Source organism: Chryseobacterium hagamense (assembly GCF_007991455.1).
Lineage (GTDB): Bacteria > Bacteroidota > Bacteroidia > Flavobacteriales > Weeksellaceae > Chryseobacterium > Chryseobacterium hagamense.
Genome location: NZ_BJYJ01000001.1, coordinates 55,509 through 69,214, shown reverse-complemented (window position 1 = coordinate 69,214; position 13,706 = coordinate 55,509). Strand labels below are relative to the sequence as shown.

Annotated in this window: 10 protein-coding genes; 8 read left to right on the top strand and 2 right to left on the bottom strand. The window is 37.2% G+C overall.

The genetic code is table 11. The features are described from left to right. Positions 1–826: 826 nt before the first annotated feature. Entirely contained in the window at positions 827–1,882 is a 1,056-nt protein-coding gene (locus tag CHA01nite_RS00255) for a sodium:calcium antiporter (RefSeq protein WP_146939215.1), read from the bottom strand. A 726-nt stretch (positions 1,883–2,608) separates the two neighbouring features. Then, entirely contained in the window at positions 2,609–2,935 is a 327-nt protein-coding gene (locus CHA01nite_RS00250; protein WP_146939214.1) for a hypothetical protein, read from the bottom strand. Positions 2,936–3,431: 496 nt separating this feature from the next. On the opposite strand from CHA01nite_RS00250, the gene CHA01nite_RS00245 reads away from it, so the two are divergent. The 8 genes from CHA01nite_RS00245 (at position 3,432) to CHA01nite_RS00210 (ending at position 13,605) form a co-directional block, all read left to right on the top strand. Further along, positions 3,432–3,683, top strand: coding sequence for a helix-turn-helix domain-containing protein (locus tag CHA01nite_RS00245; RefSeq protein ID WP_146939213.1), 252 nt, complete (start codon positions 3,432–3,434; stop codon positions 3,681–3,683). A 313-nt stretch (positions 3,684–3,996) separates the two neighbouring features. After that, on the top strand, positions 3,997–5,025 hold the full coding sequence (locus tag CHA01nite_RS00240) for an HNH endonuclease family protein (protein WP_146939212.1): 1,029 nt from the start codon (positions 3,997–3,999) through the stop codon (positions 5,023–5,025). Continuing rightward, positions 5,025–5,390: an HIT family protein gene (locus tag CHA01nite_RS00235; protein WP_146939211.1), complete on the top strand. Its 366-nt coding sequence runs from the start codon at positions 5,025–5,027 to the stop codon at positions 5,388–5,390. Before CHA01nite_RS00240 ends, CHA01nite_RS00235 begins: the two co-directional genes overlap by 1 nt. A gap of 377 nt (positions 5,391–5,767) precedes the next feature. After that, positions 5,768–6,547, top strand: coding sequence for an HNH endonuclease (locus CHA01nite_RS00230; protein WP_146939210.1), 780 nt, complete (start codon positions 5,768–5,770; stop codon positions 6,545–6,547). Between the two features lie 489 nt (positions 6,548–7,036). Further along, positions 7,037–8,497, top strand: coding sequence for a DUF3375 domain-containing protein (locus CHA01nite_RS00225; RefSeq protein WP_146939209.1), 1,461 nt, complete (start codon positions 7,037–7,039; stop codon positions 8,495–8,497). Further along, positions 8,494–9,072 carry a DUF4194 domain-containing protein gene (locus tag CHA01nite_RS00220; RefSeq protein WP_146939208.1) on the top strand — a complete coding sequence of 193 codons (579 nt, stop codon included), beginning with the start codon at positions 8,494–8,496 and terminating at the stop codon, positions 9,070–9,072. The genes CHA01nite_RS00225 and CHA01nite_RS00220 overlap by 4 nt, the downstream gene beginning before the upstream one ends. Positions 9,073–9,109: 37 nt before the next feature. Continuing rightward, a complete protein-coding gene (locus tag CHA01nite_RS00215) occupies positions 9,110–12,454 on the top strand; it encodes an ATP-binding protein (protein ID WP_262712126.1) in 3,345 nt (1,114 codons plus the stop codon). Beyond that, entirely contained in the window at positions 12,451–13,605 is a 1,155-nt protein-coding gene (locus CHA01nite_RS00210; protein WP_146939206.1) for a Wadjet anti-phage system protein JetD domain-containing protein, read from the top strand. Before CHA01nite_RS00215 ends, CHA01nite_RS00210 begins: the two co-directional genes overlap by 4 nt. Positions 13,606–13,706 lie beyond the last annotated feature (101 nt).

Sequence of the window (13,706 nt, the reverse complement as noted above, 5' to 3'; positions counted from 1 at the left end):
TATTCAGATGATTACCCTGATGTGATTCGTCGTGTTTTTTAAACGCAAAGTTGTATGTTTTTACGCATACGTTCAAGGAAGCAGAGAAGGGATCAGCAGGCTGATGTGAAGAAGCAGGTGGCAGCTTCGATCGGGTATAAGTTTATCTCCGGCTTTTAGAACATGTTTAAGTTCACCTTTTATTTTTTAACATGAAGAAATTAAGGTATTTTAGCCTGGAAAAATCAAAGTTTAGGCTACTGAACTTTATTCATTTAATTCGCTGAAACCATCGTTTTAAAGTGAAGAATAAACAAGGTTTATTTAATTCAGAAATTTAAGCGGAATGACTGAAAGGTTTCAGACTTAAGATTCAAACAGGCTTTTAGTGTATTTGATGAATTTCAATTTTTGGCACAAAGCCATACAAAGGTTTCTGTCATGCTTTTGGTTTTTAAGGTAAACAAAGCTGTTCTGCTTAACAAGGAAATACAAAGGGAAAAACAACAGAATAAAACGTCCGCTTCGCGCAACAGATTCATCTGCCTTGGCTTCCTTTAAAATAACCCGCACTGTGACTTAAATTTTGCGTTAAAAATAAAATCTGCGCCATCGGCAAAATCTGCGTGAGTACATTTAAAACCTACCTGTCATTCAAATAAAACGTACGCTTCGCGCAGCAGGTTCATCTGCCTTGGCCTCCTTGAAAATAATCCGCACCGTAATTTAAACTTTGCGTTAAAAATAAAATCTGCGCCATCAGCAAAATCTGCGTGAGCACATCAAAATCGGTCTGAACTTTCTGTAACCTTAAGCGTAAAAGGGCTGCGAAAATGAAAACACGCCCTCAGCCGCTGATAAAAAAAAGCCCGGCAATGCTGAGAATATAAATCAGCAATACCGCCAGGGAATCCATCCCCATCCGGAAGTATTGTTTTTTGGATCTGAAAATCAATCCGATGCTGTAGACCAGGGTCAGCAGGATGGCCACACCGGTCAGGTATAGGTCCGACGGATGTGCCTGCGGAAGGGCCGGCTTTCCTGCAATGGCAGAAGCCAGCAGAAAAAGGACCGGAAGAAATGCATTGCCACCAAGGATGTCGCTCATGGCCAGTTGGTAATCGCCCAGCCGGATGGCTGCCATGCCGGTGGAAATCTCAGGCAGCGAGGTCGCCAGGGCCAGGACTGTTGCCCCGAAGATCAATCCGTCCAGATGGAAATGTTGGGCAATGGCATCCCCGCTGGCTTCAAGCAGAACCCCTGCGATTAAAGTAAACAGGGCACAAAGCAGGAAAACAAAAATGATCTTACCGGTGCTGCCGCTGTTTTTCTTTTGATCCCTGGAAGATGCTTTTTTATCATCTGCAGGCGCTTGCTGCTCATCGGTTTTTTTCCAGGGAAGCCCTTTGCCGGCTTTGTTGATCAGGATCAGACTGAAAACCCACACCCCAACGATGGCAAAGCTCGCCGGTGAAATGTGAAAGACCGAGAGCGACGCCGGCAGCTGGTGGCCGATAACCACCAGGATAAGGACCATCACCAGCACCAAGGATTCCAGCAGCAGCGACATGGATGAGGCCATGTACGTCAGCGCTCCTTTTTTTCCGAGCACCAGGGCATCAAGAAGCACCAGAACGACGGTCTGCAGGGCAATGCCGCCCAGGATATTGCCGATAGCCAGGTCCAGGCTGCCTTTGAGCGCGGCACTGACGGTAATGGCGATTTCAGGCAGATTCGTAACGATAGCCAGCAGAATGGCCCCGCCCAGGGCCTGCCCCAGATGGAAACGTCCGGACAGGGTATCCACCGATTTTGAAAGATGGATGCCTGCTACCCAGATGACGGCGGCAGCGGCGGTAAAGATCAGGAAAAGCAAAGGCAGGGATAAGGTCGTTAGCTCCATGGTGATAAATGGTTGAATGATGATGTAAAAGGCAGGATGGCCTGCCGGACAATTTTAATCAATACCTTCAAAACTAGGACCATCCTGTGGCAGCAGTCTTTGCGCTTTACATTTCCCACAGACGGCACGGATTTTCACAGATCATAGCGTGGCTTCGGCTCCGCTCAGCCACCACCGGTAGGATCATCCTGTGGCAGCAGTCTGTGCGCTTTACATTTCCCACAGATCGCACGGATTTTCACAGATCACAGCATGGCTTCGGCTCCGCTCAGCCACCGTAGCAGTTGTACCAACTATAAAAATCTCTGATTTTTAATGTTATGTGTTCTAAAACACACTCAATGAGAGCCTCTTCCCTCTCATGTGCCTGATGTGTTAATCTGATCCGGTTTAAATTTCCCACAAATCGCCCAGGTTTTCACAGATCATGGCGTGGCTTCGGCTCCGCTCAGCCACCGGAACAGCAGTCATTTAATCAAAAGGTGTAAAAATCTCTGATTTTTTTAAAGCTTTTGTGCACTTTTTTAGCGTGTGCATGAAACTTTTTTTACAACCCGTATGTATTTTGTATCTTTTGTGGTTGACCATCAACACGTTGTGAACTTAGCTTCTGGAGCCTTAGCCTCCTTAGCCTGACTTAAGCTGAACATCTGAAAAGAATCTTTAATTTTTTACTCTGATGTGTTCTAAAATATACGGGCTTCGGGAGCCTAGCCTCCTGAAAACTTAAATCTCATGTGCCTTAGGTGTTAAAGGTTCCCCGTCTGACGTGCGTTTCACGATCAGCCACGCGGCATCCAGCATCTTCATGAGGTGGATGTACGGAACCACGAGCTTCTTTTCTTCTTCGCAACGGAATTCCCCGAGGGAGAAATACGTCACCGTGGCCAGGAAATCCTCCAGTTCTTCCCGGCGGCAGGCTTTGAAGGCACGGCGGAATACCGAGACCGGATCCCGGTATTCTTCCTCCGGAAGCGAATGGAGCAGGATTTCTGAAGCACCGGCTTCCGAAGGGGAAAATACCGGCCCTTTCCCGGCCTTGCCCGCGATCACCTCGCCGGCCCGGACCAGCGAACGCAGCGACTGGTACAGGTGGAAGACTTCGGCAGGATAATCCGTGATCCGGGCTTTTTTCCCTGACCGAACACTGCATCATCGCGCTGAGGACCTCTTTTACGATGGCCAGGTCATTGAACTGGAAGAACGCCTCCAGCAGCTGCAGGGCGGAATGCTTTTTTGTGCCGGACCAGAACCGGGCATCGAAATTTCTTTTTTTCTTTTTCATACAAAAAGGTTTTGTGTTTTTAATTTTTTCATCAGGTCCCGTTCCCGGAACCGTTCTGTCCATCGCCGGCTCTATCCTTCCGGCAAGAGGCAGCCTGCAGGCTACCGGCCTCCGAAACCCGGACTGCAGCTTTCATTATTTGAATGTTTTTACGGCATCGAAGAAAACTTGTCTTGCAAATGTAGTAAAAATTTTAAAATAAGGGCATATATGCCCATAATATTTATTTTTTATAAATGCAAATTGGCTAAAAACATACTGTTAATGGATTTTGATAAAGACCTGCGAATTTTAATTGGAAAACGTATTTCTGAAATTAGAATAAAAAATAACCAGACCCAACACGATTTAGAATTCATAACCGGAATTGATTCAGCTGATATCAGCAAATATGAAAGAGGCAAGAGAAATCTGACGCTTAAGACCATGATTAAATTGGCCATCGCTTTAAAAATCCATCCTAAAGAATTGCTGGATGTGGAATTTGATGTGGAGAAATATGGAATCGACGAATGATCCTGATAAAAGACAGGAGGATGAGGGTATCAGACAACTCATCCATTCCCTGAAAACTAAAAAATTCAAATCACATGAACTGAATTATAACCAGTGAATTCCCAAATAGGGAATGATACAAGCTTCTTTAAAGCATTCATTCATTAATCTAAGTCTGGTTCGGCTGACCATTTACTTTTAAAAATGTGCACAAAAACAATCCAGATTACCAAAAACCATATCGACTGTAAAAATCCCAAGTTGGGAAAGATACAAACTCGCTCCGGCTGAATATTGAACATTCCTCATTGATACACTACTATAATGCACCATAATGTCTGTTAATTTCCGGGAAAATGATCCCAGCTTAGAATCACAGTGGAGAGCGATTATCCTGTTCGGGAAAAATTCGGCAGCCTATAAATTTGCCTTCGGAAAAGCACTGTTGGAACTGGCTTCCAGAGAGACCAATACGGTTTCCCTGAAAGAATTTTCGCCCTTATTTGTCAGTCACATTGTAGAACATCTTAAAAAGAATGATAAACAGGGGAACGCCCAGTCAAGTACCTTTCTGAATGCCTGCCGGAAATACAACAATGAGGAAATCGATTACGACCACCTGTTGCATATGACGGAAAAACATGGATTTACCAATGTTGTCGATGCTTTCCAAAACGTAAACGGCGGAATGATCCCCAATCCGTTTTACAAAAAAGATTACCATGGAACCCGTAAAAACATTGTGATCACCGATGAATTGCTAAAGCTCACGGAAAGTTTCCAGTTCACCAATTTTAATGAGGAAGTGGAAGCCCGTTGGAACCTTGTGGAAACGGCCTGGAATTTAGACCTTAGCCCTCACCTGCTTGAGGTGAAATTTGATGATGACCTGCAGACCCTTTTTATGGAAAGCGATTTTATGAGGAGAAAAAACATCACATCTGCCAGAGCCTCATTAAATGGCTATCAGAAAGGCAAATGCTTTTATTCTTTTCAGGACATCTCGATCAACTCAGGGGATCGGAATCTGTGCGAGGTTGATCATTTTTTCCCTCACGTCCATAAAATTAAAATGGGCCAATCGGGCGCAAATGTCAATGGGATCTGGAACCTGGTCTTATCCGATCAGTGGGTCAATCTTGACAAGGGTACGAAAATTCCTGAATTAAAATACCTTGAACGGCTTTATAAAAGAAATGAATTTTATATTGCCAGCAGGCATCCATTGGGCGAAACGATCATCAATCAGACCGGAGCTACCTCAGCAGACAGGAGACGTTTTTTACAGAAGCAATACGATTTATCCGTAAATTTATCCATCCAAAAATGGAGTCCGTTAACGGAATCCGAACCGCTGTTCTAATGAAAGATTTCACAACTATACCCGCCGGTAAAATCCTGTACCGGGATGATTATTTCTTCATCATCGAAGACGGATTTCCCGTCTCGCCCGGCCACCTTTTGATCATCTCCAACCAGATCCGGACAGATTTTTTTGATCTCACCGAAGAAGAGCAAAATCACCTCCCGCAAGTGATCGAAAAGGCCAAAGCCATTATTTCTGCCACCCATCAACCCGATGCCTACAACATCGGGATGAACTGCGGAGCCGACGCCGGACAAACCGTCTTCCATTTCCACTGCCACCTCATCCCGAGATATAAAGGCGATATGGAGAATCCGAGAGGCGGCGTGAGGCATGTGATTGCGGGGAAAGGGGATTATTGAATAAAAATTTTGTTGATAATCCGAATGAAAGCTAAGACTGCTATCGCATAAAAACCAATTAATTCATTTCTTAAAAACTAAACTATGAACCATTCAGATGAATAACAATCAAATCACCATTATAAAAAGCCCAAATAGGGAAAGATACAAATTCATTCTATCCCTGTCTCTTTAATCTTAATTTGAAATTCAGCTAAAGAGAAATTACATCTCTTTAAAAATTGACATTATAAATAACTCAACTACTCAAACGAAACAAGCGGAAAAATCCCAAGTTGGGAAAGAAACTGAACTACTCTAGCAATATCTTGATTTTATTTCAAAAACTCGAGAAAATTGTTTTCAAGAATCAAAAAACTAAATAATTATAATTTACTATGAACTATCTTATTATAACTGAGAACGATGAATCACAATGGGATGATAAAACCGGCGAATATTATCATTTCCCCTCTAAGTATAAAAACAAGCTCGTTAAGGGCTCGAAAGTTATCTATTACAAAGGGAAAAGAAAGAATAAAAACTTTGTAAGATTATCCAATGATCCTCATTACTTTGGAATTGCAGAAATTGGTGATATCGAGAAAGATCTGTCAGAAAATTCAAAAAATTCGTTTTATGCACGCATAGAAAATTATCAACCCTTTATTTCTGCTGTTGATTTTAAAGATGCAAACGGAACTTATCTCGAAAACGTCCTTACTAAAAATTATTTTAGAGATGGAGTAAGAGTAATTGATGACACAATTTATTCTAAAATATTGGTAGCGACTAATTTATTTAAAGACTCAAGTCCTGAAGAAGAAATTACGGGTAAAAGTTTTGTCAGTTTTGGAATAGAAGGTAGAAAAAAAGTGAGGTACAGCACCACATACGAACGAGATTTGAAATTGCGTAATGCAGCCATTGCCATACATGGTACAACATGCAAATGTTGTCATTTCAACTTTGAAAAATCTTATGGTGATCTCGGCAAAGACTTTATACATGTACACCACATAAAACCAATTTCTGAATCCGGTGAAACAATTGTTAATCCTGAAACCGATCTTACGGTCCTCTGTCCCAATTGTCATTATATGATTCACAGAAAACGTAATTATACGTTATCCGTTGAAGAACTTAAAGATATGTTGTTACATAGTATTCGCTATTAAGCTTCCTAAAAAGTTATTTCAACTTCTTATTCGAAAAGATTGTAATTTAAAAATAGTACAAAAACAAGGGACTTATATTTTATCATCCTTTCGATATGTACTGAATACTTCTAATGTAATTTTTGCAACTCTTCTATTATTAAATTAATAATTTCAGCCTTACGGTTTACCGTAAGGCTATCTTATTTTATTTGAGTAATTTTGATCATATTTTACCAAATATATACAAGAATAATCGATTATAAATAAATTTAAAGAATTTTATTTATTGTTATGATTTTATTTATAAATTGCGAATACTAATACATATATCATGAAAGCCAAATATAAAATTCTTATTTAACAAACAGTTATTAATTGTTTTACAAACATACATTTATAAGATTATCGCTTTAACATATTAACGAAAAAGGAGTTATTGTATTATTATCAATAAAAATATATAAAATACAAATACCGCTTAATAGAAAATGAAATCAACTCGCTGAAATGACAGACATTCCTCAACTCCTAAACACACTAAACACTTCCCCGAGTGTTGAGCTGTTGCGTTTACGAAACAGAACAATGATTGTTGAATTTCTTGTAAATACTTTTTTAAACAAGCAAGGTGCAATTTCTTTCGAAAATATGCATACGCAATTAGCGGATTTTTTGGAAGGACACGAAATCGAGAATGACGAAGAAAGCGAAATCAGTGTGTTCGATACATATGAAGTAAAAGCCAAAAAATACATTCAGAAATGGACAAATAGTGGTTTTTTAACGAATTATCCCGATGAACAAGGCGAGGTTTTCTATGACCTATCTTCCCATTCAAGTAAAACCATAGACTGGTTAGCAAGTTTGAAGAAAGAGGAATTTGTCGGTACGGAATCAAAATTCAACAATGTTCTAAATCAGTTGAAAGAACTGGTGGAGTTTACCAACGAAGATGCAGAGAAGCGTATTCAATTACTGGAAGAAAAGAAACTAGAAATTGAACAACAAATTCAACGCATAAAAATTGGCGAAGACGTAAAGGTGTTTGAAGAATTTGAAATCATTCCACGTTTCAATCAGCTCAATCAGTCAGCAAAAGAATTGTTATCCGACTTCAAGGAAGTAGAGGACAACTTTAAAGAAATAACAAAAGGAATTTATCAAAAACACGCAGAAGGAAGTTTAACGAAAAGCGATATCCTGTCTTTTACTTTCGATGCTCTTGATGAACTGAAAGACAGCCAGCAAGGAAAAAGTTTTTACGCTTTTTGGTTATTTATTCTTAATCCTGACTTGCAAAACAAATGGGAAAGTTTGACTAAAGAATTGTATGACACTTTAGAAGAAAAATCTATTCCTGTCAACGATTCATTTCTTAAAGGAATGAAAAACCATTTGTACAATTCGGGAAGAAAAGTCTATAAAGCCAATGATAAGATGGCTGAAAAACTAAGTCGTATCATTCGGGAAACTGAAAGCACAAAATCAGAAGCCACGAAAAAGTTAATTCAGGAAATCAAAAAAAAATTGATAGAAATTAGCAAAACAAAAAAGAAGCCTAATGTTTCGTTTGAATTGGAAACCGAAATTGAAATCAATATCCCATTTGATCGTAAATTAACCACCGAACAAACTGAAGAAATTACCTACACCAACAAACCAAAAATAGCAGACGAAGACATTACGACCTCCAATCATTTAGGGAAATTGTTTTCACAATCCAACATTGACAAAGAGTTGCTAAGGAAAAGAATAAAAGATATTTTAAAAGAAAAATCGCAAACAACACTTTTAGACGTGGTTGAAAATTATGGTGGACTCGAAAAAGGATTGCCCGAACTGTTCGGATATATTGGAATTGTAAAAGAGTTTAAACACGTTATCAATCCCGAAAAAACACAGAATATAATCTTCGATGTGAAAAGAGGGAAACACATAAAAATTCCTGAAATAATTTTGACCAAATGAGTAGTTTAGAACAACATATTACCCCATATAGCAAAGCAATTGTGAGATTGCTTAAATCGTCAGTTGAACGTACATCAAACGTATGGGATGATATCATTCTTTATCAAAATGAAATTCAGGATTATATCAGCCAAATTGGTTTAGAACTTATCGTAAAGAAAGACGAAGGATTTGCTTTTGTAAAACAATTGGAAAACAGCGAAGGTAAAACGCTTGGCTTGGTAACAAGACGACAAATTGGTTTTGAAACATCCATAGTTTTGGTCGTTTTAAGACAAAGTTTAGAAGATTTTGATAGCAATCCAACACAATTGGCAAGCGAGAAATTTATTACTGATACAGAAATTAAAGATGAATTAGAACTTTTTCTGCAAGAGGGTTATAATAAATTGAAATTTCAAAAAGATTTAGATAAATATATTCGGAGTGTTGTAGAATTAGGTTTTTTAAAGGAAATCAGCAAAAAAGAGAACGAAACAAAATACCAGATACACCGCATTATCAAAGAAAAAATAACACTGGATATATTACAGGATTTTCAAACAAAACTGAAAGAATATGTTGAGTCTGTTTAGTACAAGTTCCGACAAAGCAGGTTTCAGACTTCAATATATGGAAGTTTACAACTGGGGAACATTTAACGAAAAGGTTTTCAGAATCAATCCGCAGGGAAATAATTCATTGTTGACAGGAGCAAACGCTTCGGGAAAAAGCACCTACATTGATGCCTTGTTGACGTTAATTGTTCCCGCAAAAAAAGACCGTTTTTACAATCAATCATCCGGTGTTGATAGGAAAGGCGACCGAACCGAAGAAACGTATGTATTAGGGCATTACGGAAACATTCAGGAAGAAGGAAAAACATCCTCTTCTACACAAAAACTGCGTGATACCAATACCTACTCGGTTATTCTTGCTCATTTTGAAAATACTGACCAAAAGAGGATTACATTGTTTCAAGTTCGTTGGTTTTCTAATAATGAATTGAGAAGGCAATTTGGAATTGCCCACATTCCACTTACAGTAGAAAAAGATTTCCGTGATTTTGATGCCAAAGGTTTGTGGAAAAGAAGATTGGATAAAATTTACAATGCGAACGCAACTAAAAATAAAATTGAATTTAAAGAAACAATAACCGATTATGCTAATAGAGTGGTTGATTTATTCGGTATGCGTTCTATTAAAGCATTGAGCTTGTTTAATCAAGTTGTGGGTGTAAAAGTTTTGGAAGATTTGGATGAATTTATCAGAACAAATATGTTGGAAGAACAAGATGCAGAAGCCGAATTTATCCAACTGAAAGATAGTTTTTTGACTTTAATGGATGCCAAAACCAATATTGAAAAAGCCAAAGAACAAATCAAACAACTTACACCAATTAACGATACTGCAAACAAATTAAATGAAATTCAAAATGATTTACAGCAATTAGACTCATCAAAAGAAACGGCTGTGTATTGGTTTGCCAAAAAAGGTGTTGAACTGGGCGAAAAGGAATTGGAAAAATATAAAGAAGCATTACAACTTTCACAGGATAAATTAGCCGAGTTGCGAGCGAAAGAAAATGACTTAAAACAAGAAGAAAGAACCATTTCTATTGCTATTGAAAAAGATGAAGTTGGAAGTAAAATAAAAGATTTAGAAAAGGAAATAAGAAATTTCCAAACTTTAAAAGACAACAGAAGTAAAAAACTTGACGAGTACAATAAAATCGCTCAAAGTATAAAGCTAAACACCAATCCAGGTGAAGAAACTTTTATTGAAAACCGGGAAAAAGCAAAACAATTAAAACAAAGTATTCAACAAAAAATAGAAGAAGAAAATGAAAATCTTCGTGCCTTTAAAAATGAAGAAGACAAACTAAAACAGGATACGGAGGAGTTAGTAAAAACTATTCAAACACTTCAAGAAAACAAAAATAACATCGCTGGTCGTGAAGCAGAAATCAGAGATGAAATGATTGCGCACATTGGAGCAAGTAGAGAATTGATTCCTTTTATTGGCGAATTGATTAAAGTAAAAGAAGATGAACTGCATTGGGAATCTTCTATCGAAAAAGTGTTGCATAATTTTGCTTTGCGTTTGATTGTTCCGGCAAAATATTATTCACAAGTAAATAAATATGTGAACAGCCACAATCTGAAAGGTAGAATCCGTTATGATAAATATGAAGAACAAGATTATCTCAAAAATTTTCAAAATAAAAATATCGGAGAAAAATCCTTAGTTCATAAAATTGACATAAAACCCAAAACTATTTATGCCGATTGGATTGAAAACTATTTGGAAGCACAATTTAATTTTTCTTGTGTAGATAATCTTTCGGAATTTGAGCGTCATTCGGAAATGGCAATCACTCAAAACGGATTGATAAAATTCAAAAGAGGGAAACACGAAAAAGACGACCGTCCGCACATTTCAAGAAAGGAAAACTATGTTTTGGGTTGGGATAACAAAGAAAAAACAGCTGTTTTAAAGAAAGAATTAAATAGTCTGCAAAATCAACAGTCCCAAAATAAAAAAGCAATTTCAACCAAAAATATTGAGATTAAAAACTTAGGAACTTTCAGAGACGAATGTCATAATTTGTTTTCAAAGTTTGACAAATACGATGAGATAAACTGGCAATTTTATGCCAATGAAATTCAGGAAAAAACAGAACAAAAAGAAGGATTAGAAAAAACAAACGACCGGGTAAAACAGTTGCAAGACCAATTGAAGAAGGTGCAAACCAACTTAAAACATCTTGTTGAAGTTGATATTTTCAATAAGGGACAGGAAATTTTTATCAAAAAAAATGAGATTGAAAACATTGAACAATCTGTGAAGAGCAACAAAGCCATTATTGAACCATTTGGAGATATTGATGTAATTATATTTGAAGTTCAAAATTCGGATTTGCTTAATATCGAATACGCAAACTTTGAAATAACACGTAAAAATTTTCAAGAGGAAAACCAACGCCAAACATCTGAGCTTTATAAACATAAAAATCAGAAAGAAAGTGAAATAAGAATTAAAATCAATGCTTTCAAACAACCGAACGAAACCATCACCAACAGATTCAAAGATTGGCGTTCGGATGTTAATTCATTGCCCGATTCTACAAATCTAGATTTAATCAGTGAATATCAAACCTATTTAGAAAGGTTAGAGAAAGACAATCTACCGAAATTTGAGAAGAAATTCAACGACTATTTACAGGAAACCATTACTATCAAAGTGGGCGACTTCAGAATGTTTTTTCAAAACTGGTCGGATTCTATAAAAGATAATATTCAACATCTGAACACATCCTTAAAAGAGATTGATTTCAAAAGCAATCCTAAGACCTACATTCAAATCGTTGCACCTAATAAGATCAGCGATGAAGTAAAAGAATTCAGAAGACTGTTGGATAATGCTGTTCCGAATGTGCATCAGATGAACGCTACGATTGACGGAAGAAAGCATCATTTTAATGAGAACATTCAACCTTTTATTGAAAAATTAGACAAAGAAGAATGGCGTAAAAAAGTAATGGATGTTCGTTCTTGGTTCAGTTACAAAGCCGAAGAGTTTTACAAAGAAAACCACCATAAATTCAAAACCTATGAAGCTATGGGACAACTTTCCGGTGGAGAAAAAGCACAACTTACCTACACGATTTTAGGTTCTGCCATTGCATATCAATTTGGTTTGACAAAAGAAGGGTTGCAAAGTAATTCGTTTCGTTTTATCGCTATTGATGAAGCGTTCAAGGCTCAGGACGAAGACAAAGCCAGATACCTGATTACGCTTTGCAAACAGCTTCATTTGCAGTTGTTGGTAGTTACACCAAGCGACAACATTCACATTGTAGAAAATGATATTTCATTCGTTCATTTTGTAGAACGTAAAGAAGAACGACATTCTTGGCTGTACGATATGCCGATTGAACAATTCAAAGAAGAAAAATCCAATTACTTGAACCAATGATTACAGCACAGGAAATAAGAAACAAAACCAATAAAAAGTACATTTCTTTTCTTCAATCATTGGTAGAACAGAGACCTTTTGAAAAATTGGTTATTCGTGGGGATAAATCATACACAAAATCATCATTACCTGAATTTGAAAAAGAAATTCAGCAAATCGTGAGTCGATCAAAAGAGAAAAAAGGGTTTGGTTACACATTGAAATTTCAATTAGTAAAAACAAAATTTTTAGCCTCACAAAACATACCCATTTCCATTTATTTCGACACAGAAAAGGATTTTTTGAAATTTTTGGACAAAGAGAAGGAAACAGAATTATTCAAGTCAGATGTTGAAAAAATTACCAATTTGTTTCCTAAATTAAAAGAATGGATAATCAAAAATCCTTTGCGAGTAATTACAAATCAAACAGAATGGGATAACGTTTTGAAAGTTTGCCAATATTTCATGGAAACACCCCGGCCCAACCTTTACCTACGGCAGCTACCCATCGAGATTCACACAAAATTTATTGAAGAAAATAATGCGCTAATTCAATCTTTACTCGATTTCTTGATTCCAGATCATGTGCGTTCAACTCAACAAAAACGTTTTGCCGAGCGATTCTTTTTGCGGTACGATGAACCATTGATTAGGCTCCGCTTTCTGGATGAAAACCCGCATCCGGATTTCAAATTCAGAGACATCAGCATTCCACTCTCCGATTTCGAAGCCCTTGAACTGCCTGCAGAAAACATTCTGATCGCAGAGAATAAAATGAATTTTTTAACCTTACCACTATTACGATTCACTGTCGCCATCTGGAGCGGAGGTGGGTTTAATATTTCTTATATCAAAAATGCAACTTGGCTGTCAGATAAAAAAATATGGTACTGGGGCGACATCGATGAACACGGTTTTCAAATCTTACATCAATTAAGATCATATTATCCTCATACAAAAAGTGTCTTGATGAATCGAGAAACTTTTGAAAATTTTCAAAACTATACGATAAAAGGTGCAAGAAATAAAGTTCAAATATTAAACCTCCTGACCAAAGAGGAAAATGATCTTTTTCAGCATTTAAAAAGTATAGATAAAAATAGGCTAGAACAAGAAAAAATCACTCAAGCATATGCCGACGAATATTTAAAAAACTTATTTGAGCAATAGTAGATAAATTAAATAAATGATATAAGTCTTATAGCTATTTCGTGTAAATAGTGTTACTAAACTCATTCATTTATTTTACTACCAAATTCAAAAATCCTCCC